Source organism: Rhizobium mayense, assembly GCF_030272705.1.
GTDB lineage: Bacteria > Pseudomonadota > Alphaproteobacteria > Rhizobiales > Rhizobiaceae > Rhizobium > Rhizobium mayense.
Genome location: NZ_JARFYM010000001.1, coordinates 388967 through 413222 on the forward strand (window position 1 = coordinate 388967; position 24256 = coordinate 413222).

Sequence of the window (24256 nt, forward strand, 5' to 3'; positions counted from 1 at the left end):
CTTTCGATCAGTGATGCAAAGTTTTGCGTATATGTGCGATAATGCACAAAATTTCCGCGTCACTATGGAGATGGGCGCCAATGCTTGACGAACGCGATCGGAAGATTCTCGATCTTTTGCAGACCGACGCCGGCATCTCGGTGACGGACCTTGCCGATCGGGTGGCGCTTTCGGTTTCTGCCTGCTCACGGCGTATCCAACGGCTTGAGGAAAGCGGCCATATAGCCAGGCGCATTGTCGTACTGGACCGCGAGAAAATGGGAGTGCCGACCACGCTCTATGCGCTGATCAAGACCGCGCATCATGCCGACGAATGGATCGAAATTTTTCGGAAGGCGATCAGTGACATTCCCGAAATCGTCGAGGCGCATCGGCTGACGGGCAATTACGACTACATCCTGAAAATCGTGCTGCCGCGTGTCGAGCACTACGACGTCATCTATAAGAAGATCGTGCGCCGAGTGGAGCTCTTCGACGTTTCAGCGTCGATCTCCATGGAAGTGTTGAAAAGCGGCGTAACGATCCCGGTCGGCTATGCCGAATAGTGAAGCGATCTCGTTTGTGGAACGATGTAACAACTGCCTCCAAGTCTAGCGAAGCATAATGACGGAAACTTTGCGCCAATTGCGGTCATTCGGGCGGATGGATGTCATTGTGCGAGAGTCTACTCGGCAACGGGACAATCACCTGCATTAGCCTATCAATTCGTTCTGCTTGAACGCACATGGCTCGGCGACAGGCCATATAATGTCTTGAATGCCCGGCTGAACGCCGCCTCGGAGTCGTAGCCGACATGGCGAGCAATATCTCCTATGCGTACATTCGATTTACGCAATAGGTCTGACGCGACAGCCAGACGCCAACCATGAAGGTATCGTAGAGGGGGTTCGCCAACAGCAGCCAGAAACACCTCTGCGAACCGAGAGCGTGACATTCCAGCAATTGAAGCCAAGTCCCCCACCGACCAGGGTCGGCTTGGGTTTCGATGAAGCGCCGACAGTGCACGGCTTACCCTGGCATCGGCCAACGCACCGATCCAGCCCTGCTTTCCGCCCTGTAATTTCGACCACGTACGGATACATCGGATAACCAGAATATCGATGACGCGTGAGATCATAAGGGCCGCGCCCGGCTCCTGCGCCTCCTTTTCATAAACCAGGAATTGGGCGACGTCGCGGATGAGAACGGCGGATTGATCGGTGTTTTTCTCGACATGGATATAGTTCGGCAGCAAGCTCATGGCAGGCTGCAAGCCACAACCGTTCTCGAACTGAAACGTCGCGCTGAGCGTTCTTGCACGCACTGGCCCGATACCATCTCGAAGCACGTCCACTCTTACGCCCGATCCGTCGACTACAAGTTCATGCCTGGCCTGGCGCCAACTTTTGCTGGGACAGGCCAAGGCGTACCTGATCGGACGTAGCAGCACGAAAACGTCACCCCGGGACAATCGCAGCGGTGGGTCGTCTTCGATATAGACGTCAATGTCGCCTTCCTGGACGACGTGGAGACATGCTGAACTGGGTTGAAAAACGATATTGAATCCGGGCGCGCATTCGGCTGTAAATACTCGCTCGCCCTTCAGTTGCACGAAACGCAGGATATCTGACAACAGGTCTGTCGGCGTTGCAACATCGGACGCTGGAGCAAAAACTCCGTTGTTGCCGTCATGGGGTGACAAGATATTTTCCTCTAGTTCTCAAATGTAGCGATACAACGAAAATTGCTTTCTGTCTCGGGCATCGGCGCTCATTGGATCGAGTTCGCAATCGACCGCAACAGCAGTATCGCGACTTTGCTGAAACGCCTGTTTCCTCTGGAAGCGTGCGTCGGTTCCATTATTCCTGGAGAAAATAGAATGCGTTCTCTCATTATGACTGCTGCAGCAACGTTGCTCGCCGGCGCTGCTTTTGCCGTGTCCGCCACCGCAAGCGAACTTCCGAAGGGGGCGGCACACAACATCGTTCTCGTTCACGGCGCATTCGTCGATCAGACAAGCTGGCAGCCCGTCGCCGATATTCTTACCGCCAAGGGCTATAAGGTCACCCTCGTCGAAAATCCGCTTACGTCCCTTGCCGCTGAAGTGGCCGCGACGAAAAAAGCGATAGCAGAACAGAACGGTCCGACCGTTCTGGTAGGTCACTCTTGGGGCGGCGTTGTCATTACCGAAGCGGGTAACGACCCCAAGGTGAAGTCGCTGGTATTCGTATCGGCGTTTGCCCCGGATGTCGGCGAGTCCCTTGCAACGCTCGCCAAGTCCGGTCCGGCAACTGAGGGCGCGAAGTCCATTCATCCGGACGACAAGGGTAACCTCTATCTGGATCAAAAGACCTTTCCGGAATTCGTCGCCCCCGAACTGCCGCTGAAAATTGCCGAGAAACTTGCCGCCAATCAGCTACCTCTGAACCACACGGCGTTCGAAGCCCCAGTGGACACAGCCGCATGGCACTTCAAGCCGAACTATTTCGTCATCAGCACGAAGGACCGCGTGAATGCTCCAGAGGCTCAGCGAATGATGGCGGCGCGGATAAAGGCCAAGGTAACCGAGGTTCCTGGGAGTCATGCGTCACTGGTTGTATTCCCCAAGGAGATTGCAGCCGTCATCGAAGAGGCTGCACTCGCCAAGTAACTGCCTCAGCTTGGCCGCTCTATCATGTGAGGCCGCCCAATCGATTGGGCGGCCTCAGTAGTTTGGTACCATATTCCTGCCTCGTATATATTTGAGCCCATTCCAGATCGTTTGGATCACATCGACGGTGAAGGACCCAAATATGGCCGACTTGCGAGTAGTCAATCACCTGTCCGCTTTGCGCCCGAAAGCCGCCATTCTACTACCAAATTCCGGTCATTTGGCTCGCGCGCCCGCACGGGTGCCATGCATAAAAGATGGTTGCTGGCTATCGTCTTCAACCCTACGTTCGCGAAGATAAAACGGATGCGGGGTGTCGTTATGCAGGATTATCACGTTGTCGTCGTCGGAGGTGGGTTTGGCGGCTTGCAGCTCGTCAACGATCTCAAGGGAGCTCCGGTCCGCATCACGCTGATCGACCGGCGTAACCATCACCTGTTCCAGCCGCTGCTCTATCAAGTCGCCACTACCTTGCTCGCCACGTCCGAGATCGCCTGGCCGATCCGAAGCTTTTTCCGCGATCGTCCGGAGGTGACGACACTGCTGGCGGAAGTCGTCGGGGTCGACAGCCAGGCACATGTGGTGACGCTGAAAGGCGGCGAGACGATAGCATACGATACGCTTGTGCTGGCGACAGGCGCGACCCATGCCTATTTTGGACATGACGAATGGGAACCGGTGGCGCCGGGATTGAAGACGCTTGAGGACGCAACGACGATCCGCCGGCGCGTTCTGCTGGCCTTCGAGCGGGCGGAACTGGAGAGTGATCCCGCCACTTGCGACGCTCTGCTGACTTTCACCATCGTCGGCGCCGGGCCGACCGGCGTCGAGCTTGCCGGCATCATTGCCGAGTTGGCCAGAACGACTCTCCCGAAGGAGTTCCGCAATATAGACACCACAAAGGCCAGGATCATCCTTGTCGAAGCCGGGCCGCGCGTTCTACCAAGCTTTGACGAGGGGCTGTCCGCCTACGCTCATAAGGCGCTGGAAAAGCTGGGCGTCGAAGTCCGCACCGGCAAGCCTGTTACATCCTGCACCGAGGAGGGCGTGACGATCGGAGAGACCTTCGTCCCAAGCCGCACGATCGTCTGGGCCGCTGGCGTGCAGGCTTCGCCGGCAGCGAAGTGGCTGAGCGTTCCCGCCGATCGCGCCGGTCGCGTCGTGGTCGACAAGGAACTGAGGACGCCAGGTAAGCCGGATATCTTTATCATCGGCGACACGGCGGCGGTGATGCGCCAGGATGGCACCCCGGTGCCGGGTATCGCGCCGGCCGCCAAGCAGCAGGGCGCTTACGTCGCCAAGGTGATAAGGGCAAAGCTATCGGGCCAGCCGGCGCCAGGGCCATTTCACTATTATCATCAGGGAAGTCTTGCGACGATCGGCAAAAGTGCTGCAATCATCGATTTCGGCTGGATCAAGCTTAGGGGCTGGATCGCCTGGTGGGTCTGGGGCCTCGCCCACATTTACTTCCTGATCGGGACGCGCTGGCGCTTCGCCGTCGCCTGGAGCTGGCTGTGGATCTATATCAGCCGTCAGCACAGCGCCCGGCTGATCACGCAAAGGGAAACCATGCGCGAGGAATGAAAAAGGGCGGCGCCCGGCAGGACGCCACCCTTATCAGACTTAGGCCAGCGAGGCGATGTCGATGACGAAGCGGTAGCGAACGTCGCTTTTCAGAACACGTTCATAGGCTTCGTTGATTTCCTGGATGTTGATCTTCTCGATCTCGGCGACGATATTGTGCTCGCCGCAGAAGTCGAGCATTTCCTGGGTTTCCTTGATCGAACCGATCATCGAGCCCGAGAGGCTGCGGCGGCCGGGGATGAGCGAAAAGGCGTGAACCGGTACGGCATGTTCCGGAACGCCGACGAGCACCATGCTGCCGTCGTATTTCAGAAGGTTCAGGTAGGCGTTCCAGTCGATGGCGGTGCCGACCGTGTTGATGATCAGGTCGAAGCTGCCTGCAAGCGTCTTGAAGGTTTCGGCGTCGCTGGTGGCGTAGTAGTGGTTGGCGCCGAGCTTGAAGCCGTCTTCCTTCTTCGACAATGTTTGGCTGAGAACGGTCACGTCAGCGCCCATGGCGTGCGCCAGCTTGACGCCCATATGGCCGAGACCACCCATGCCGACGATGGCGATCTTCTTGCCGGGGCCGGCCTTCCAGTGACGTAGCGGCGAGTAGAGCGTGATGCCGGCGCACAGCAGCGGAGCGCCCGAATCCAGCGGAATATTGTCGGGGAAGGACAGCACATAGCCTTCCTTGACGACGATCGAGTCGGAATAGCCGCCATAGGTCGGCGTTTCGCCGTCGGCTTCGACGTCGTTGTAGGTCTGGACCAGGCCCGGCATGTAGTGTTCATAGTCCAGATCGCGTGTGGCGCAGGTCGTGCAGGAATTGACGAAGCAGCCGACGCCGACGCGGTCGCCAATCTTGAACTTGGTTACCTTGGAACCGACGGCGGTGACGAGGCCGGCGACTTCGTGGCCCGGCACCATCGGGTATTTCGAGCCGCCCCATTCGTTGCGCGCCTGGTGAATGTCGGAGTGGCAGACGCCGCAATATTGGACGGCGATGACGACGTCGTCTTCGTTCGGCTCGCGGCGCTCGAAGGTGAAGGGGGTGAGCGGCTTGGACGCGTCGGTTGCGGCATAGCCCTTTGCAATAGCCATGGGAGACTTCCTTTTTGTTAGGATTGGCTTTGGGTGAGGGATGGAAAAGTGGGTGGCCGACTTATGCACCGGAACCGGGCGAGAGCGTTAGAGCGATCCTGCAAGCTTTGTGTACGATTCTGCGAATCTGATTGACGGGCGCCCTTTCGCAGGGATGGACGGACACCTAGATAAGCCTCGACAAGCCCCCGAAAACAGTTGGTTGCGTATGACTCTTGCCTTCAATCCCAATCAGGAACTCGCGTCCATCATTGCCCGTTTCGCCGCGCGGGATGGAGAATCAACCACGCCGATCGCCAGCCTTACCCTACACCGGCAATCGATGGAGACCCCGTTGGAGCATCGGGCTTACCGACCGGCCTTTTCAGTCGTCGTTCAAGGACGCAAGAGCCTGACCGTCGGCGCCGATACTTATCATTACGGCGCTGGCCACTACGTCCTGACGGCGCTCGACCTTCCGGTTTCGACGCAGATTACCGGTGTGGCCAATGATACGCCCTATCTTTGCTTCTCCATGATGCTCGAAAGCGAACGGCTGAATGAGCTGCTGTCGCGCGTCAGTGTTCCGCGCCAGGCAATGACAACGGAAGGCATCCGCGGACTGGCGGTCAATCAGGCGTCGCCGGAACTACTTGATGCCGCACTGCGCCTGCTGAGGCTGCTCGACCGACCGGACGATATTCCGGCCATGGCGCCGCTGATCGAGCAGGAAATCCTCTATCGCCTGCTGACAGGTCCGGATGGGCCGCGGCTGTTGCAGATCGCCATGGCGGAGAGCCAGAGCAACAAGGTCGCTCGGGCAGTGGCCTGGATTCGCGGCAATTTCGTCCAGCCACTGCGCATCGAAGAGCTGGCGGAGCGCGTCGGCATGAGCGTCTCCTCGCTACATCATCATTTCAAGGCGGTGACCGCGATGTCGCCGATGCAATATCAGAAGCAGCTTCGGCTTCATGAAGCGCGGCGATTGATGATCGTCGAGCAGTTGGATGTCGGCTCCGCCGGCCATCGTGTCGGCTATCAGAGCCCGTCGCAGTTCAGCCGCGAATATAGCCGCCTCTATGGTCTGCCGCCGCTGAAGGACGTCGAAAGCATGCGGAGTCCAGTCGCCGCAGAATAATCCATTCATCTTATTGACGCGGTGCAGCAACGAATTCCGCTTGACGCCTGCTTCGCCCTCAGTCATAACCGGCCGCGAACCGTACCGTACGGTACGCATTTGGGAGAGGCCATCGTGCTCAGCGAAGCAGGACAGTCGAGCGAGTTTTCGCCGCGCCAGAACGCCGTTCTGGAACAGGCGTTGCGTCTGCTCGTCGATGGCGGCGAAAAGGCGCTGACGACCTCGGGTGTCGCGCGCGCTGCCAATTGCTCCAAGGAAAGTCTCTATAAATGGTTCGGCGACCGCGACGGTCTGCTATCGGCGATGATTGCCTATCAGGCGAGCAAGGTGCGCACATTCGAGCGCAACGGCGAGCGTTTGACGGCGGCGAGCCTGCATGACCATCTCGTCATTTTCGCCCGCGATCTTCTGGAGGTTTTGGCCGGCGACGTGTCGCTGGCGTTGAACCGTCTGGCGATCGGTCAATCGAACCGCGACGGCTCGAAGCTTGGCAAGCTTCTGCTCGAGCGCGGCCGACGGCAGATCGACCGCCGTGCGATGGCGCTGATCGATGCCGGCAAGCGGGCAGGGCTGCTGCGCTTCATGAATGCCGACGAGGCTTATCATACGCTTTATGGGCTCATCGTTTCCGATCTGCACGTTCGCATGCTGCTCGGCGAGCCCGGTTTGAAAGATACCAGCCGTCAGGCGGAGAAGGCGGTCAGCGCCTTCCTCAGGCTTTACGGCACGGAAAAGGTATTGGCGGAAGCGACAGCGACCGTCTGACGATTCGAAATCTGTACCCAGACAAGCAAAGGGAAGGACAAACAATGCGCGTCTATTACGATCGTGATGCCGATCTCAACCTCATCAAGTCGAAGAAGGTCGCCGTTATCGGTTATGGTTCGCAGGGCCGCGCCCATGCGCTGAACCTGAAGGACAGCGGTGCGCAGAATGTAGCGATCGCGCTGAAGGCTGGTTCGCCGACCGTCAAGAAGGCCGAAGCCGATGGTTTCAAGGTCATGACCGTTGCCGAAGCTGCCGCTTGGGCCGACCTGATGATGATGGCAACTCCGGACGAGCTGCAGGCCGACATCTACAAGGCTGACATCGCTCCGAATATCCGTGACGGCGCTGCGATCGCTTTCGCGCACGGCCTCAACGTTCACTTCGGCCTCATCGAGCCGAAGGCTTCTGTCGACGTCGTCATGATCGCTCCGAAGGGCCCGGGCCACACGGTTCGCGGCGAATACCAGAAGGGCGGTGGCGTTCCCTGCCTCGTCGCCGTTCATCAGAACGCTTCGGGCAATGCGCTTGAACTCGCGCTCTCCTACGCCTGCGGCGTCGGCGGGGGGCGTTCCGGCATCATCGAAACCAACTTCCGCGAAGAGTGCGAAACCGACCTCTTCGGCGAACAGGTCGTTCTCTGCGGCGGTCTCGTCGAGCTCATCCGCGCCGGCTTCGAAACGCTGGTTGAAGCCGGCTACGCTCCGGAAATGGCCTATTTCGAGTGCCTGCACGAAGTGAAGCTCATCGTCGACCTGATCTATGAAGGCGGCATCGCCAACATGAACTACTCGATCTCCAACACCGCCGAGTGGGGCGAATATGTCTCCGGCCCGCGCATCATCACGGCTGAAACCAAGGCCGAGATGAAGCGTGTCCTGAAGGACATCCAGACCGGCAAGTTCACCTCGGAATGGATGCAGGAATACCGCTCGGGTGCTGCCCGCTTCAAGGGTATCCGCCGCAACAACGACAGCCACCAGATCGAAGAAGTCGGCGCCAAGCTGCGCGGCATGATGCCCTGGATCGGCAAGAACAAGCTCGTCGACAAGGCTGTCAACTAAGCCTCTTTGGGTCTATACCGCAATGAAAAGGGCCGAGGAGGGAGACTTCCTCGGCCCTGAACGTTTCAGGGGTGTTTGCGGCCCACATAGCCGATCAAATGCCTTTCCTGGCTCTCATCCGCAGCCATTTTGTCGGTTTGCCATCGTAGCCACCGCCATCGGTTTCGTTGAGCGAAATATCCTTCCATCCGGTCGAGATCAGCAGATCGTTGAGCCAGCCGGCCGAGAGATAATTGTAATATCGGCCGAAACTATCGTAATCCTCGGCTTCTCCCGCCTTGAAGCTGGCATGAAATATGCCGTCGTTCTTCAGGGCCTTGTGGATGCGGCCGAATATTTCGGGAAGATCCGATCGCCGCACATGCAACAAGGATGCTTCGGCCCAAATGCCATCGTAAACTTGATGGTCTTCCAGCCCTTCGAACCTTCGAACGATCACTGGCTTGCCAATCAGCTTTTCGGCCTGCCTGGCCATTTCCACTGAGCCGTCTGTCGGCGTGACGTTGAAGCCGCGTGAGATCATGTAGGCTGCGTCCTGACCGCCGCCGCAGCCCAGTTCGAGAATCGACGCGCCGGCGGGAAGTGCATTCAGAAAGGCGTCGAGCCGGCGCTGCGGCAGGCTGCGGTCGCGCACTGCGTAGACGGCAGCGTTGTCGTCATAGAATGAGGATGTGGGGTCATTGCTTGTCATGCGTGTTCCAATTCGGCCATCAACTTAAGTATCGGAGCGGGGTCGCGTCTCGCAAGTTTGATCTTGATTCGCATTTCGAAGATAACTAGTCTTTAATCTAGTCAGATGGAGGACGCCATGCGCCAATGGCCGGTTCAGGATGCCAAAGCGAAATTTAGCGAAATGCTTGACGCCTCGTTGGAGGAAGGACCGCAGCTCGTTTCAAAGAGAGGCGAACCCAAAGCTGTGCTTGTTTCCGTGTCCGAGTGGGAAGCGCTGAACAAGCGAGCCAAGCCGTCCGCCAAGGACGTGCTTCTCGCACCGGAGCCGAGATTCGAACTCGATATCCCGTCTCGCAAGGAATGGGTCTGGCGGGACATCAATTTGGGTGAGAATTGACAGTTGTATTTGCTTGATACGAATGTGGTATCGGAATTGCGCAGGGTAAAACCCCATGGTGCGGTACTTGCCTGGATAAATAGTGTCAGGAGTGACGACCTTGCGATTTCCTCCATCACGATCGGCGAGATCCAGCGCGGTATCGAATTGACTGGAGAAACCGATCCCCAAAAGGCAAAAGAACTCACGCGTTGGCTGGATAGTTTGCAGCTCGGGATCCGGGTTATTTCCCTAGATGCGCCGTGCATGATCCAATGGGCGCAATTCATGCATCGCAAATCGCCGACGCTGATTGCCGATGCAATGATAGCGGCAACTGCATCGGTTCATAATCTCACGATCGTTACCCGCGATATCGGCGATTTTTCGACTTTTCCCGCTACTGTTCTGAACCCCTTTGACTACAAATCGCCTTGAGAATGTCATCGTTACAAACAAATTAGGTCAGTATTATTGACTTATCGTTTGTTGCGTGATCTTGTGGCACAAAGACAAAAAATTACGAGGAATCCCCATGTTAAATTGGGCAAATATCTTTGCGACACGCTCGAGCCGTATGCGCGCCTCCGAAATCCGCGAGTTGCTGAAACTGCTGGAGCGTCCGGACATCATCTCGTTCGCCGGCGGCATTCCCGATCCGGCTCTGTTTCCGGACCAGGAATTCAAGCAGGCCTACGCCGACATCTTTTCCGGTCCGGCCGTCAATGCGGCGCTGCAATATTCGGTCAGCGAAGGCTACAAGCCGCTGCGCGAATGGCTGATCGGCCAGATGGCCGCGCTTGGTATTCCCTGCGAGCTTGAGAACGTTTTCATCGTCTCCGGTTCGCAACAGGGTCTCGATTATCTCGGCAAGCTTTTCCTGTCGCCGAAGGATACGGCGCTGGTCACCGCGCCGACCTATCTCGGCGCACTGCAGGCCTTCAATGCCTATGAGCCGACTTATGATCAGCTCACCCCGAACGGCAACCGCACGCCGGCCTCTTATCGCGCGACCGCAGAGCAGGCGGGCGGCAAGGTGAAATTCGCCTATCTCTCGGCCGATTTCGCCAATCCGACCGGTGAAACCGTCGATCTCGCCTCCCGCGAAAAGCTGATCGATCTCGCCGATGAGCTGGATATCGCCATCATCGAAGACGCTGCCTATCAGTCGTTGCGTTATGACGGCGACGCGATCCCGCCGATCCTGGCGCTGGAAATCGCCCGGAAGGGCAACGTCAACGACACGCGGACGATCTATTGCGGCAGCTTTTCCAAGACCTTGGCGCCCGGTCTTCGTGTGGGCTTCGTCGTTGCCAATGCGCCCGTCATCCGCAAATTGGTGCTGATGAAGCAGGCGGCCGACCTGCATTCCTCGACCATCAACCAGATTGCCATCCATCAGGTTGCCGAACGCGGCTTCGAGGCGCAGGTCGCCAAGATCCGCAAGACCTACAGCCATCGCCGCGACTGCATGCTGGCGGCGCTTGCGAAATACATGCCTGAAGGCACTAGCTGGACGAAGCCCGAGGGCGGTATGTTCGTCTGGATCACCCTGCCGAAGGGCATGGACGGGGCAAAGCTGCTGGCAAAATCGCTGGAGACGGTAAAGGTGGCCTTCGTGCCCGGCCAGGCTTTCTTCGCCGACGGCTCCGGCCCGAACACCTTCCGCGTCAGCTTCTCGTGCGCCAATGACCAGATGATCGACGAGGGAATCTCCCGGCTCGGCAAGCTGATTGCCAGCGAAATCGGGGCGATGGCGGCTTAGCTTTTGCTTCAATTTTGACTTTCTCCCCAATGGGGAGAAGGTGGAGCGAAGCTCGGGTTGAGGGGCGCTGCACCGTGAGGGATGCATTTCGCTAGCCGCTCAAGGCGCTCGCCGCGATGCGACGAGCTCCCCCTCATCCGGCCAATCACTGCTTCACTGCGTTCAGCAGTTCTTGCCCACCTTCTCTCCGGGGAGAGAAGGTTTTTGGCTTTCCATCACTTCGCCAGATGCGGTGCAATCAGCGACAGGTCGGCATCGCCGAGCCGGTCGCTCGCGGTGTTGCGCTGGTGCCAATAGGGATAGAGCAGCGGCAGCAGGCTGACGTCGTCAAGACGTTTGCGCTCTTCTTCCGTCAGCTTCAGCTCGGCGCTGGCAAGATTGTCCTTGAATTGCGCCTCCGTGCGGCCGCCGATGATGACGGAGGTCACGCCTTTGCGGCCGATCAGCCAGGCGAGTGCGACCTGTGCAGCCGAGACGCCACGACCATCGGCGATCTCCACCAGCGTATCGACGATGTTCCAAAGGCGGTTCTCATCGCGGATCGGCGGTTCCGTCCAGCCCGCGAACTGGCGGGTGCCTTCCGGCGTCGCCTGGTTGCGGCGATGCTTGCCGGAGAGGAGGCCGCCGGCGATCGGGCTCCAGACGAGGACGCCAAGGCCCTGGTCGAGGCCGATCGGCAGCAGTTCGTATTCGGCGTCACGTGCTTCCAGCGTATAGTGGATCTGCTGGCTGACGAAGCGTTCGCGCTTATCGCGCTCGCTGACGCCGAGCGCCTTCATGATATGCCAGCCGGAAAAATTCGAGCAGCCGATATAACGCACTTTGCCCTGGCGGACGAGCGTGTCGAGCGCCTCCATCGTTTCTTCGAGCGGCGTCTGCCCGTCCCATTCATGCAGCTGATAGAGATCGATGACATCGGTCTTCATGCGCTTCAGGCTGGCTTCGCAGGCCTGGATCAGGTGCTGGCGGGAGGAGCCGGCGCTGTTGACGTCGCTGCCCATGGAGAAGCGGGCCTTGGTGGCGATTAACACGCCGTTCTTGCGCGGGCCGCCGATGATCTCGCCGAGGATTTCTTCGGAAGCGCCTTGCGAGTAGACATCGGCGGTGTCGATCAGGTTGACGCCGGCATCGAGGCAGATGTCGACCAGCCGTTTCGCCTCGTTGACGCCAAGATCGCCGACGGTCTTCGCCCAGCCGACGCCGCCGAAAGTCATCGTGCCCATGGTAATGGTCGAAATTTTGAGGCCGGAGCGGCCAAGCAGACGATATTCCATTCGATTTACCCTCCAAAATCAGGTCTGAAATTCGTGCGCTAAGAGATAGAGCGGGGCGTCGACGGTCAAGGTCGCATGATAGTATGAACGGTTCGGTCCACCATTGCGGATTGTCACAATCATGTTAACCGGCGCGGCTAAGGAACCTTTCTAATCACCCAGCCGAGGACGCTTTATGAAGACGTTTGTTTCCGCTCTCGCCGGCCTGCTGGCCGTCGCCCTTTTCTCCGGCTCGGCTCTTGCTGCCGATCTCGTCCTCTACACCAGCCAGCCGAACGAGGATGCGCAGGCGACCGTGGATGGCTTCATGGCTGCCAATCCAGGCATCAAGGTCGACTGGGTTCGTGACGGCACCCCGCAGATCATTGCCAAGCTGCAGGCTGAAATCCAGGCCGGCGCTCCGGTGGCTGACGTTCTGCTGATCGCCGACACGGTGACGCTGGAGCGCCTAAAGGAAGCCGGCAAACTGATGGCCTACAAGTCGCCGGAAGCTGTGAACTACGATCCGGCACTCTATGACGCGGACGGTTATTACTATTCCACCAAGCTGATCACCACCGGCATCGTCTATAACACGGCCGCCTCGATGAAGCCGACCAGCTGGCAGGATCTGACCAAGCCGGAAGCGAAGGGCCTCGTTGCCATGCCGAGCCCGCTTGCCTCGGGTGCCGCTCTCATTCACGCGCAGACGCTTGCCGGCGTCGGCAGCCTCGGCTGGGATTTCTACAAGAATCTTGCCGCCAACGGCGCAATCGCTTCCGGCGGCAATGGCGCGGTGCTGAAGGCCGTCGCCTCGGGCGAAAAGGCCTATGGCATGATCGTCGACTACATGCCGATCCGTGAAAAGGCCAAGGGCGCACCGCTTGAATTCGTTTTCCCGACCGAAGGTGTTTCGGCCGTGACCGAGCCGGTCGGTATTCTCGCTAGCGCCAAGCATGTCGACACCGCCAAGAAGTTCGTCGACTACGCTCTGTCCGAAAAAGGCCAGCAGGGCTTCCTCAAGCTCGGCTATATCCCGGCCCGCAACGGCATGCAGTTGCCCGCCGGTTTCCCGGCGCGTGACAGCATCAAGGTTTTGCCGTTGAATGCGGCCGAAGCTCTGAAGAATACCGACCAGGATCTGAAGACCTTCTCTTCCTACTACGGATCGAAGTGATCCAATCTGGACGGTCGATGTACGGATATGTGCGTAAGGGAAACAGCCAGCCAGCCTGGCTGTTTCCTTTTGTCGTTATCATCGTGATGCTGCTCAGTGTGCTGCCACTGGCGCGGCTGGCGGTGGCTGGCATCGAGGCGCTGTTGCGTGGTGGTGCCTACGAACTGATCACCGATCCGGCCCTCTGGCGCGCGGCTTGGTATACGGTCGAGACAGCCGTGCTCGGTACGGTCATTTCCGTGCTGCTCGGCTGCCTCTTCGCTTTCCTGCTGACTTTGACCGACATTCCTGGCAGGGGGCCTCTTAGCTTTCTCTTCGTCCTGCCGATGATGATCCCGCCGCAGGTGACGGCGCTCGCCTGGGTGCAGATGTCCGGCCCATCCAGCCCCCTGTTGAAGGCGCTGCATATTGCGCCGCCGCTCGGCTCGCCGCAGCCGCTTTATTCCGTCGGCGGCATTGCGCTGCTCTATGGCGTGCAGCATGCGCCGCTGGTCTATCTGGCGCTGCGGGCCGGCCTGATGGCGCTGCCGCGCGACGGCGTCGAGGCGGCCAGGCTTTCGGGCGCTTCGGGAATTCGTGTGTTTCGCGACATTATCCTGCCGCTGTCACTGCCCGGTGTCATTGCCGGCGCGGCCATTGCCTTCGTCTCATCGATCGGCAATTTCGGCATCCCGGCTATCCTCGGGATACCCGCTTCGATCTTCACGCTGTCGACGCTGATTTTCACCAAATTCTCCAGTTTTGGCCCGCGCACCTTCGGGGATATCGCCGTGCTCTCGGCGATGATCGCGGTGATTTCAGTTGCCGGTCTCGCGGTACAGGGCAAGGCGCTAAAGGGGCGGGATTATCGGGTCATTGGCCTTTCCGGCGCTTCCGCCGCGTTCGCGCTCGGCCACTGGCGTCTTGCCGCTCTGCCGCTGCTTTGGGCGATCCTATTCATCATGCTGGTCGCGCCCTTTTTCGCGCTGGTCGCCGGCGCGCTGGTGCCGGCCTACGGCGTGCCGCTGACTTTCAAGACGGCATCGCTGCATGCCTTCACCGAAATCCTGTTTCGGCAGGCAGTGACGCGCGTCGCTTTTTCCAATTCCTTGTTCCTCGCCGGGATGACGGCGCTTGGTCTGCTCGCGCTAACCGTCCTGGCGGCTTACGCGCTGACGCGACGCAAGGATATGCTGAGCCGCGTCGTCGGCGGACTAATCGAGATTCCCTATTCGTTGCCAGGGATCATCGTTGCCGTTTGTTTCATCCTGGTTTTTGCCGCACCATTGCCCGTCCTCAACATCACGCTCTATGGCACGATCTGGATCATTCTGCTCGCCTATTTCTCGGCCTACTTCGCCGTCAGCCTCAAGCCGGTGATGAGCGCCTTCCTGCAGCTCGATCCAGCGCTGGAGGAGGCCGCGCGCCTCTCGGGCGCCGGCTTCTTCCGCCGCCTTGCCGATATCATCGTGCCGCTGATCGCACCGGCTGCGGGTGCATCGGTGATCCTGGTTTTCCTTATTGCCTGCAACGAGCTGACCGTTTCCGCTTTGCTGTGGTCGGCGGGCACTCAGACGCTCGGCGTCGTCATCTACAATCTCGATGATGGCGGCAGTGCCGATCTCGCCTCCGCGATGTCGGTCATCGTCATCGCGATGGTCGTCGCCATGATGCTACTGTTGGAAATCCTGGCCAAGCGTCTGCCGAAAGGGGTGGTGCCGTGGCGAAGCTGATTCTCAATCACGTCAGCAAGGATTTCGGCACGGGCGGCCGCCCGGCGGTCAAGGCGCTGTCGCTGGAGGTCCGCGAAGGCGGTTTCCTGGCATTGCTCGGGCCGTCCGGATGCGGCAAGACGACCGTACTCAGAATGCTCGCTGGATTCGAGCAGCCGACGGATGGCTCGATCCATCTCGGTGAACGCCTCCTTGCCGATGCGACAAATATGCTGCCGCCGGAGCGGCGTAACATGGCGATGGTGTTCCAGTCCTACGCGCTCTGGCCACATATGAACGTTGCCGACAATGTGGGTTATCCTCTCAAAGTGCGTGGCATTTCCGGCGAGCGCTATCGCCAGAAGGTGCGCGAGGCGCTAGCGACCGTACGGCTGGAAGACTATGCCGAAAGGCGGCCCGCGGATCTTTCCGGCGGGCAGCGTCAGCGTGTCGCTCTAGCGCGCTGCCTGGTGACATCGCCTGACGTCGTTCTGCTCGATGAACCACTCGCCAATCTCGACCGCCACCTGAAGAAGGAGATGGAAGAGACCTTCCGTGAATTCCATCAGCGCTCTGGCGCCACCATGGTCTATGTCACCCATGATCAGAGCGAGGCGATGGCGCTGGCGACCGATGTCGCCGTGATGTCCGAGGGACGGCTGTTGCAGGTCGCGGCGCCAGCGGAGATCTATGCGCGGCCGGAGGGCCGGCTGGTCGGCGGATTGGTGGGGCAGGGCGCGATCCTGTCGCTTGCCGTTCCGAACGGTAAGCCGAGGCTTATCGATTGGCCGGCGTTGAAGACGATCTGGGGAGAGCAGGGGAACGAGACCGCGCGCGCGGACATCCTCGTACGGCCCGAGGACGTTGTCGCCGAGGCTGATGGCATTTCCTGCAGGGTGGACACCGTCCTTTACGAAGGCGAACGTTACGCGCTGCGGCTGTCGCTGCCCGATGGTCAGATGTTGAGGGCCTATAGCCGCGATGCGGTGAAGCCGGGCGACGTCTATGCGGTTGCTATCCGGTCGGCATGGCGGCTGTGATCGGCGTAGTGGGCGGCGAGAGAAGACGGTTGTTCGCGGTCCGCACCTGTGCTTGAGTTGCCCGATGTCACGAATGGGAGTCGCGCCATGTCCGACCAAAGCTTCCCGATTTTCGATCTCGGCACCTTCGAGGTGGCTGACGATGAGGGGAAGAGGCGGCTTGGTGCTGAGGTCGATGAGATCTGCCGTTCGACCGGCTTTCTGGCGATTGCGAACCATGGTGTCGACGAGGCTGTGATCGCAGCCGTGTGGGCCAAGACGCACGCTTTTTTTGATCGCCCCGCCGATGTCAAGCAACGGGCAAACGCGCCTTATCCCGGCTATCCCTATGGCTATCTCGGCCCAGGCACCGAGGCTCTGGCGAAATCGCGCAATGTCGACACGCCCCCAGACCTCAAGGAGAGTTTCAACGGCGGGCCGCTTGTCGTGCCGGCCGGCATGACCGATCCGGAAGCGCTCGGCTTTTGCTATGCCGCCACGATCTGGCCGGATGGTCCGGAAGGCTTTGCGGATGCATGGAAGGCCTATTACCGTTCGATGGAGGATCTGGCGGCGCGGATCATGCGGGTCTTTGCCACCGCGCTCGGCCTCGACGAGCATTTCTTCGACAGTTAAGTCGATGCGCCGATCAGTGCGCTCCGGGCGCTGAACTATCCTGAGCAGCGTGTTGCGCCACAGCCGGGTCAATTGCGCGCCGGCGCGCATACCGACTATGGCAGCCTGACGATCCTTTTGCCGCAACCGGGGTCCAAGGGCCTGGAGATCATCGCGCCGGACGGCCGATGGACGCCGGTGCCGCCGGTACCGGGCGCTTTCGTCATCAATATCGGGGATTTGATGGCGCTTTGGACGAACGATCGTTGGGTCTCGACGGTGCATCGTGTCGTCAATCCGCCACCGGAAGAGGGCGGCATGCAGCGACGGCAGTCGCTGGCGTTTTTTCATCAGCCGAACTGGTTTGCCGAGATCGCCTGCCTGCCGTCGTGCCTTCCGCTGGGGGAGGAACCGAAATATGGCCCCGTTCTTTCCGGCCCTTATCTTATGGGCAAGTTCAAATCGACCGTCACGGCGGCCAAGACCAATTGATTTGGGCGGGCCGGCTCATATCGCTACAACCCGGAATGCTAGATGTCGCTCCGCCTTGCTACTTTCAATGTCGAAAATCTGTTGACGCGGTTTGATTACACCGGTTTCCGCAATCAGTTGCGCCAGGACCGCGTGTTGAAGCTGTTCGATGTGCAGAACGAAGCCATCTACCAGCAGCTCGAAGCGGCGCGTGTCGTCGCTGCCACCGACGACACGAGGCAGATGACGGCGCTTGCGATCGCCGATGCGGACGCCGACATCATTTGCCTGCAGGAAGTCGATAACATGGCGGCGCTGCAGGCCTTCGAATACGGCTATCTCTACCGCATGGTCGGCAATGGTTACCGGCAGAAATTCCTGATCGAAGGCAATGACGCCAGGGGTATCGATGTCGCGGTGATGATGCGCGAGGAGACCCGCGACGGTCAGCCGATCGTCTTGAAGGACATCAGAAGTCACGCCATGGTGACATATCGCGATTTCGGTCTTTTCAACGACGAACTGGCGGAACTTGGACTTCATCAGGATGACAAGATCTTCAAGCGGGATTGCCTCGAGCTTGATTTGGCCATCGGCGGCGTGCCGTTCTCCTTGTATGTCGTGCATCTGAAGTCGATGGGGCCGATGCGGGAGGGCCTTGATGGGCGCCATTCAACCATGCCGATTCGCCGCGCCGAGACACTGGCTGTGCGCCGCATCATCGAGAACCGTTTTGGCGCAGGTCACACCGCGAGGAAGAATTTCGCGATTTGCGGCGATATGAACGACTATCAGGAGCGTGTGGACGTCATAGGCACGCGCCACACGGGCTATCGCTTCAAACATCAGGATGAAGAGACCAGCGCGCTCGACGTCTTCAGTGAAGACGGTTTCGTCGAAAATATCATGCGCCGGCGCGATATATTGGACCGCTGGACGCTTTATCACGCCCGCGGGCCGCAGGAGCAGTGGCTCTGCCAGCTCGATTATATCTGGCTGTCTCCGGCCCTGGCGCAGGCCAACGCGACGCGCATGCCTGACATCGTTCGCTCCGGACAGCCCTTTCGTACCATATTTCCGCCCGGCCAAGAGGTAGAACGTTATCCGCGCACCGGTTGGGACAGGCCGAAGGCCTCCGATCATTGCCCCGTCGTCATGACATTGGATCTATTATGACCCCCGCTTTCAAACTCCAAAACGACAAGGCCGATTGGCCGCCGGAAAACACCGTATTCCCGGTCGCCCGAATCGATCTTACGGTGATTGCCGGCGACCATCCCTTTCATCTCAGCCAGGCCAAGGCGGCGCAGGAGAATTGGAAGAAGGAGATCGCCGCCAATCCCGCACTTTACGATGGCCGGATGATCTTTCAGCATCGTCTTTCGGTCAGCGAGCAGGCCGTGGAAGGCGAAGCCTATATTACCCCTTTCTCGACATTCCTCTGGTGGCGCAAACAAAGGGAGCGGCAAGGCGGTTTCCATGTTTTCGCCTTTCCGGTCGCCGTTTCCTCCGATGGCGCTGTCATCGCCATCCGCATGGCGCAGCACACGGCCAATCCCGGCCAGGTCTATTGCGCGGCGGGGTCGATGGATGAAAACGACATCGTCGACGGGCGCTGCAATATCGAGGGCAACATGCGGCGCGAAGTCATGGAGGAAACCGGCCTCGACCTCCACGGTGCGATCGCGGAGCCGGGCTATTATGCCACTCATACGAACCTCTCCCTCACCTTGTTTCGTGTTTTCCGCTTTCCCTGGACAGCCGGGGAAATGCTCGAGCGGATCAAGGCCCATATGCTGGTGGACGAGGAGAAGGAGATCGACGGCGCGGTTGCTATCCGCTCGGCCGATCCTGCGGCGCATCACTATAGTTCGGCCATGCCGCCCATCCTTGCATGGTTCTTCGATCGTCAGGAATAGCTTTAGCTTGCGCTCAAATGTGTTGCCGTTATGTATGATTGGGCCTTGGTTGTATGGTCTAGAGTGATGTGATGGAGGCAGGGGTGGCCCGCAGCTTCAGTGTCTATGATGTATTCACCGACAGAAAGCTCGCGGGCAATCCGCTGGCCGTTATTTTCGACGCGGAGGGCCTCAGCGACCGGGCGATGCAAGACATCGCCAAGGAGATGAATCTCCCCGAAACAGTGTTCGTTCTGCCGCCGCAGAATCCGACCCATACCGCGAGCCTGCGCATCTTCACGCCCGGTCGCGAGTTGCCCTTCGCCGGCCACCCGACTGTCGGCACGGCGATCGCGCTGGCTGAACGGGCGCATGCGACGCATGGCGGTGACGTCGACCTGGTTTCGGTGCTGGACGAGCGGGTAGGGCCGGTGCGTTGCGCTGTCCGGCTCCGGCAGGAAAAGGCGAGCTTTGCCGAATTCGACCTGCCGCGGAAGTCGCAGCAAATCATGTTGCCACTCGACCGGGCCGATATCGCCAATGCGCTCAGTTTGAAGATCACCGACATCGGCTTCGAGAATCACGTACCGTCGATCTGGAGCGCCGGCGTACCGTTCCTGCTGGTGCCGGTGCATGATGTCGGGGCGGCCGAGCGAATGGAGTTCGATCCGCAGCTCTGGGAAAAGACAGTGCCTTTCGTCGATGGCGCGCTCGCTTCCGCCTTCATCTATTGCCGTGGTGCGGTCAACCATACCGCCAAGTTCCACGCCCGGATGTTCCCGGTTGGGATGGGCATTGTCGAGGACCCCGCAACCGGCTCGGCCGTAGCCGCCCTTTCCGGCGCCATCAACCACTTCGACCGGCTGCCGGATGGCCATCATCCCGTCATTGTCGAGCAGGGAGTCGAGATGGGCCGCCCGTCCTTTATCCATCTCCATATCGACATCGACGGCGGCGATATCGCCAACGCCCGCATTGGCGGCCAGGCTGTGTGCGTTGCGAAAGGAATTCTTGAGCTTTGATTTTGTAGGTTTTTGTCGTTCTTCAAAATTTTTTTGACGAATAGCCAAAGAAAATTCATTTGGCCGCTAGACAATCAAACCGATCCTATTTATATGCCCGGTCACACCGCGAGCGAGCGGTTACGGGTGATTAGCTCAGTTGGTAGAGCAGCTGACTCTTAATCAGCGGGTCGTAGGTTCGAGCCCTACATCACCCACCAAATATCTTTGAAATGCTAGAATAAAACTTAGTTTCTAGCCGCTATAGAGTTGGTTGCCGACGCGAGCGAGTTGGCCAGAAACATCCGGGTGACGAACCGGATTTCCCGCGAAAATCCCGAGGTGATTTCCCAGACGGTTTGTGGGAGGGTGCCGCACCCGGAAGTTGTCAACAATCATCGTGACGCGCCCGGCCAGGTATCGACCCACGCCGCGCGCGCAAGCCGTCCGGGCCTGCGTCTACCGCTCCGACGTGTCCACGCGGGTGATTACCGACATTCCAGGCCGCAGCCTTTCGGCCAAGGGTTGACCGCGATCGATGGCTATGCGAATCGGCAGTCTCTGGACGATTTTTGTGAAGTTTCCCGTCGCGTTATCCGGGCGCAATATGCTGAATTCGGAACCGGTTGCGGGCGACAGTTCTTCCACTTTGCCTGTCAGTCGGGCCCGATTGAGCGCGTCGACAGTGAACCAGACGGGCTGGCCGACGCGAATGTCGTTCGTCTGGGTCTCCTTGAAGTTCGCAACCACCCACAGGTCCGATGGTACCAAAAACATCAACTGCGATCCGGACGTCACAAATTGCCCGAGACGCACCGAGGCCTCGCTGATTTGGCCATCTCTCGGAGCGGTGATCACCGTATTCGAGAGATTGATGCTCGCGACATTGACCTGCGCGTCGGCCATCCTCAAAGCAGCCTGAAGTCCCTGTTTGGAAACCTCCGTGGACGTCAACGTCTGCTCCGCGATGGCGATGGCGGCCTCGGCGCGCTTAACGCCCGCTTCGGCGGCGCTTAGGGTCGCCTGCGATTGCTCGGCCTGCGCTTGAGGGGTAACTCCCTGGCGACCAAGTGCTTCCACGCGAGTGGTATCCGCCGTTGCTCGCTGCAGCTCAGCCTGAGCTTGCAGAAGATCCGCCCTGCGTGCAACGATCTCCGCGCGGTTTTGCGCCGTTGTCTGTTCCACGTTGGCGAGGTTTGCGATCGCCTGATCGCGCTGGGCCTGAGCCTGCTCGAGTTGCTGCTTGTAGGTTCTGTCATCGATCCTGACTAGCGTATCGCCAGCACGAACCCTTTGAAAGTCGCGTGCCGGCACCTCGACCACATAGCCACTCACCTGCGAAGACAGGACGGTGATCTTGCCGCGAATAAAACTATTGTCTGTCGTCACGATGCTCGATGCGAAGGGCCACAGCCCCCACGCGAAAAGGATGAGGGTGACGCCGACGATCGCCACCACAAGCATCGCGGCAACCGTCAGGGGCTTGGGGGTCAACTTCTTCGGCGGAAAAGCGACGGCTGCTTCCGGCAGCGCTGCGGAACCCTCCGCGCCACCGGGCCAGTTTGGTGTCTTGCCGCCATCAGGCGACGGATCCAGCCCCACCGGGGCGCCGCGCAACGGTTCCATCGACGGCCGCTCCTGGAAAGCATCTGGTTCGTGATCTTTCATCTCGACTGCGCTCCTTCGATTCAAGCCGTGCTGGATCCTGCCGCCACACGCGCGAGGACAAAAGCGCGCGCCATCGTCCAAGTGAGGAAGATGACCGCCAGCATCGTGTTCAAGACAACGACGTCGTTGTATGCGCGAACATTCGACTCGCGCGTGGCTATTTGCGAGAGCGCGGCCACACCCAGCGCGTTTCGAAGCGCAGGATCGGTGATTACGGGTTTGTAGACCTGCGACTGGAGTGCGAGCCGCAAAGCAACAGCCGGATCCGTCTGTTGGGTATGGGCAGTTATAAGCGCCGAGTATTCGTGCTCGCGATATTGCTGGAAGGTCGCGAACAGCGCCGGCCCCGCCAATCCGCCGATCCCCTGGGTAATCGAAAAGAGCACGATAAAGGTAACCATGTGGTCTGCGCCCTCTGTCAGGGCGCGATTGACGCCGAAGAGAAGCAAAGGTCCGATGAACATTCCTGCAGCGCAGGAAACAAAGAACTGGCTGACATAGAGATCGTGGGGTCGGGTCAGGTTCGTGGCGTGCCGGTCCATCAGCCCTGCGATGATAATCAGAGCGACTGAAGCGGAGATCAGGGGCAGCGCCGTCTTAGGTCCGAAAAGCAGAGCCGAGACGATGGTGCCTGTCAGCGTTCCGATGAATATCACCGAATAAAGCGATTGCAGTTGATCGGGTCCCATTCCCAAGGTCCGCATCAATCCCGTTGCGGCATAGGTCTGCTCTGACAGAAGCAGCCGGATGCTCAGCGCCCCTAAGGTGAAGCGTATCGTACCGGATGTCCCCAGCCAGCGCGTGCGAACCAGCGGCCGCTCCCTGTGATGCTCGAGATAGAATGCGCACAGAAGAAGAAGCAGAGCAGCTATCAATGCATGCGCCATCCAGGGCTGGTCCGGCCACCATTGAACACGACTTAGCGCGAGCACGGCGGCAATGAGCGCCAAGGCCGGGGAAATCAGCAGAAAACTCAAGACGTCCAGAGGCTCGAAAACCTTTATGCGAATGCCGGGCGGCAACTTCAGTACGACGACGGCGGCAAGCGAACAGAGACCGAGGCCGAGCTCAAAAACATAAAGCACGTGCCACTCGGCGACATCGAGTAGCGGCACAGAGAGTATCCACGCGAGCGGCGTCGCAAGCTGACCAACGCCAAGAGCTATACACATGCCCGCTCCAAGCTTGGCTTTTGGGAACGCTTGCATCATGTAGAAATTGGCAACTGCGCTGATGGGCGCCGATGCAAACCCTGTCACTGCGCGGACAAATAAGGTCATTGGATAGTTGTGGGCGGCAAGCTGAAGAACGGTCGCAAAGACATAAGCCATCAATCCGAGTTCGGCGAACCGGCGTATCCCGAATTGCTGACGGCACTTGAACAGGATCAGGTTGGAAGAAACATTGACCATCACCCAGGCGGCAGGGAGCCAAGCGCCTTCGACCGGCGTAAGCCCCAGTTCGCCTTGAATCTGCGGCAGGTTCGCCAACACCATAGCATTGCCGAGGCCGCCGGTTATGCCAACAAGCACCCCCACGAACGCGTAGGCCAATCTCACCACTGGCGAATGGTACGGCGTCGACGGCGAACCTGCCATTCGCGGCCGCTCGTCGGACGTCCAGTTCGGAATTGGTTCCAGATAGCGCGGCATTTTATGGACAGGCCAACCGAATGCTGAATGCTAATACAAGAAGCGAAGAATTGCTAGGACGCGGCGAGCACGGGTGACGTGCCTGCTGGGAGACGTCACACGCTAGTGGGTTTCAAGAGCTTTGGCGCCCACGGTTTTTCACGAAATCGTGCTATAGCTAAAGCTCATCAATGACATTTCGGCGCTTCGCCAGCGCACATCACCAAAATTTCTCAGGATTACATCGATATGGGGATCCCGGCTCGCAACGGAGCGAATGACGGAGCCGCGGTTTCCAGCTATGGATGTCAAAGCCGCGAGTTGTAGGCGCTATCCGTTCGGGGCAAAAATGGGCCAACGACCCGCTGATTAAGAGTCAGCGGGTCTGCTTATCGATATGATCTACAGATCGCCATTGTCCAAGCCTGATCAAAGCAACAAAATTTGCGGAGGAAAAATGGGTTAGGTGGCGCTGACTGGTGCTAAACCTTCAACTCATCATCGTTGCATTTCGGGTGCATTCCGCCGCTCGAGTCGGCGCGTGTCTAATGCCTTTTATGCCCGCCGCCTTCCATGACGCTGAAGACGAAAATGGCTGCGAGAACCAGGATCAGCGTATAGTCGAAGGGGGTTAGCAGATGCAGTAGTTCCATGTTGTTTCTCCTCCCAGAGAACATGAACCAGAACAATTTTCAGTATGTGCTTTTGTTTGGTGTATGCCAAGATTTTTACATCCTGCGGTGCAATAACACTGTTGTGCGGGGCACAAAACAAGTC

Annotated in this window: 23 protein-coding genes and 1 tRNA gene; 18 read left to right on the forward strand and 6 right to left on the reverse strand. The window is 59.1% G+C overall.

Annotated elements, in window-relative coordinates:
* Positions 1-80: 80 nt before the first annotated feature.
* A complete protein-coding gene (locus PY649_RS01910) occupies positions 81-545 on the forward strand; it encodes an Lrp/AsnC family transcriptional regulator (protein WP_285866388.1) in 465 nt (154 codons plus the stop codon).
* A gap of 155 nt (positions 546-700) precedes the next feature.
* On the opposite strand, the gene PY649_RS01915 is transcribed toward PY649_RS01910, so the two are convergent.
* On the reverse strand, positions 701-1681 hold the full coding sequence (locus PY649_RS01915; protein WP_285866389.1) for an AraC family transcriptional regulator: 981 nt from the start codon (positions 1679-1681) through the stop codon (positions 701-703).
* 177 nt (positions 1682-1858) lie between these two features.
* Between PY649_RS01915 and PY649_RS01920 the strand changes: the two genes are divergently transcribed.
* Complete coding sequence (locus tag PY649_RS01920) at positions 1859-2629, forward strand: alpha/beta hydrolase (protein WP_285866390.1); 771 nt, start codon at positions 1859-1861, stop codon at positions 2627-2629.
* 321 nt (positions 2630-2950) lie between these two features.
* Entirely contained in the window at positions 2951-4213 is a 1263-nt protein-coding gene (locus PY649_RS01925; protein WP_285866566.1) for an NAD(P)/FAD-dependent oxidoreductase, read from the forward strand.
* 39 nt (positions 4214-4252) lie between these two features.
* On the opposite strand, the gene PY649_RS01930 is transcribed toward PY649_RS01925, so the two are convergent.
* Entirely contained in the window at positions 4253-5296 is a 1044-nt protein-coding gene (locus tag PY649_RS01930; RefSeq protein WP_285866391.1) for an NAD(P)-dependent alcohol dehydrogenase, read from the reverse strand.
* A gap of 208 nt (positions 5297-5504) precedes the next feature.
* Here PY649_RS01930 and PY649_RS01935 point away from each other — a divergent pair, with 208 nt between their 5' ends.
* From PY649_RS01935 to ilvC, 3 genes are all read left to right on the forward strand, one after another.
* Complete coding sequence (locus tag PY649_RS01935; protein WP_285866567.1) at positions 5505-6413, forward strand: AraC family transcriptional regulator; 909 nt, start codon at positions 5505-5507, stop codon at positions 6411-6413.
* 114 nt (positions 6414-6527) lie between these two features.
* Entirely contained in the window at positions 6528-7178 is a 651-nt protein-coding gene (locus tag PY649_RS01940; RefSeq protein WP_285866392.1) for a TetR/AcrR family transcriptional regulator, read from the forward strand.
* 44 nt (positions 7179-7222) lie between these two features.
* Entirely contained in the window at positions 7223-8242 is a 1020-nt protein-coding gene (gene ilvC / locus PY649_RS01945) for a ketol-acid reductoisomerase (protein WP_133705579.1), read from the forward strand.
* Positions 8243-8336: 94 nt separating this feature from the next.
* On the opposite strand, the gene PY649_RS01950 is transcribed toward ilvC, so the two are convergent.
* Positions 8337-8933 carry a class I SAM-dependent DNA methyltransferase gene (locus PY649_RS01950; RefSeq protein WP_285866395.1) on the reverse strand — a complete coding sequence of 199 codons (597 nt, stop codon included), beginning with the start codon at positions 8931-8933 and terminating at the stop codon, positions 8337-8339.
* A 117-nt stretch (positions 8934-9050) separates the two neighbouring features.
* Here PY649_RS01950 and PY649_RS01955 point away from each other — a divergent pair, with 117 nt between their 5' ends.
* From PY649_RS01955 to PY649_RS01965, 3 genes are all read left to right on the forward strand, one after another.
* Positions 9051-9311: a type II toxin-antitoxin system Phd/YefM family antitoxin gene (locus PY649_RS01955; protein ID WP_285866396.1), complete on the forward strand. Its 261-nt coding sequence runs from the start codon at positions 9051-9053 to the stop codon at positions 9309-9311.
* Positions 9312-9314: 3 nt separating this feature from the next.
* Entirely contained in the window at positions 9315-9728 is a 414-nt protein-coding gene (locus tag PY649_RS01960; RefSeq protein ID WP_285866397.1) for a type II toxin-antitoxin system VapC family toxin, read from the forward strand.
* 97 nt (positions 9729-9825) lie between these two features.
* Complete coding sequence (locus PY649_RS01965) at positions 9826-11055, forward strand: aminotransferase-like domain-containing protein (RefSeq protein ID WP_285866398.1); 1230 nt, start codon at positions 9826-9828, stop codon at positions 11053-11055.
* A gap of 215 nt (positions 11056-11270) precedes the next feature.
* On the opposite strand, the gene PY649_RS01970 is transcribed toward PY649_RS01965, so the two are convergent.
* A complete protein-coding gene (locus PY649_RS01970; RefSeq protein WP_285866399.1) occupies positions 11271-12329 on the reverse strand; it encodes an aldo/keto reductase in 1059 nt (352 codons plus the stop codon).
* A 175-nt stretch (positions 12330-12504) separates the two neighbouring features.
* Between PY649_RS01970 and PY649_RS01975 the strand changes: the two genes are divergently transcribed.
* The 9 genes from PY649_RS01975 to PY649_RS02015 all read left to right on the forward strand — a co-directional run bounded on the left by PY649_RS01975 (position 12505) and on the right by PY649_RS02015 (position 20401).
* Positions 12505-13485 (forward strand): ABC transporter substrate-binding protein, encoded by a 981-nt coding sequence (locus PY649_RS01975; RefSeq protein ID WP_285866401.1) that lies wholly within the window; start codon positions 12505-12507, stop codon positions 13483-13485.
* A gap of 17 nt (positions 13486-13502) precedes the next feature.
* Positions 13503-15197 carry an ABC transporter permease gene (locus tag PY649_RS01980; protein WP_285866402.1) on the forward strand — a complete coding sequence of 565 codons (1695 nt, stop codon included), beginning with the start codon at positions 13503-13505 and terminating at the stop codon, positions 15195-15197.
* Positions 15185-16216 carry an ABC transporter ATP-binding protein gene (locus PY649_RS01985; RefSeq protein ID WP_285866403.1) on the forward strand — a complete coding sequence of 344 codons (1032 nt, stop codon included), beginning with the start codon at positions 15185-15187 and terminating at the stop codon, positions 16214-16216. The genes PY649_RS01980 and PY649_RS01985 overlap by 13 nt, the downstream gene beginning before the upstream one ends.
* 87 nt (positions 16217-16303) lie before the next feature.
* Positions 16304-16831: a 2-oxoglutarate and iron-dependent oxygenase domain-containing protein gene (locus PY649_RS01990; RefSeq protein ID WP_285866404.1), complete on the forward strand. Its 528-nt coding sequence runs from the start codon at positions 16304-16306 to the stop codon at positions 16829-16831.
* A gap of 30 nt (positions 16832-16861) precedes the next feature.
* A complete protein-coding gene (locus PY649_RS01995) occupies positions 16862-17302 on the forward strand; it encodes a 2OG-Fe(II) oxygenase family protein (RefSeq protein ID WP_285866568.1) in 441 nt (146 codons plus the stop codon).
* Between the two features lie 42 nt (positions 17303-17344).
* A complete protein-coding gene (locus PY649_RS02000; protein WP_285866406.1) occupies positions 17345-18457 on the forward strand; it encodes an endonuclease/exonuclease/phosphatase family protein in 1113 nt (370 codons plus the stop codon).
* Positions 18454-19200: an NUDIX hydrolase gene (locus PY649_RS02005; protein ID WP_285866407.1), complete on the forward strand. Its 747-nt coding sequence runs from the start codon at positions 18454-18456 to the stop codon at positions 19198-19200. The genes PY649_RS02000 and PY649_RS02005 overlap by 4 nt, the downstream gene beginning before the upstream one ends.
* Before the next feature lie 83 nt (positions 19201-19283).
* On the forward strand, positions 19284-20201 hold the full coding sequence (locus tag PY649_RS02010; RefSeq protein ID WP_285866408.1) for a PhzF family phenazine biosynthesis protein: 918 nt from the start codon (positions 19284-19286) through the stop codon (positions 20199-20201).
* 124 nt (positions 20202-20325) lie between these two features.
* A tRNA-Lys gene (locus PY649_RS02015) sits at positions 20326-20401 on the forward strand.
* A 238-nt stretch (positions 20402-20639) separates the two neighbouring features.
* On the opposite strand, the gene PY649_RS02020 is transcribed toward PY649_RS02015, so the two are convergent.
* Complete coding sequence (locus PY649_RS02020; protein ID WP_285866569.1) at positions 20640-21644, reverse strand: HlyD family secretion protein; 1005 nt, start codon at positions 21642-21644, stop codon at positions 20640-20642.
* Positions 21645-21868: 224 nt separating this feature from the next.
* Positions 21869-23446: an MFS transporter gene (locus PY649_RS02025; protein ID WP_285866409.1), complete on the reverse strand. Its 1578-nt coding sequence runs from the start codon at positions 23444-23446 to the stop codon at positions 21869-21871.
* Between the last annotated feature and the right edge of the window lie 810 nt (positions 23447-24256).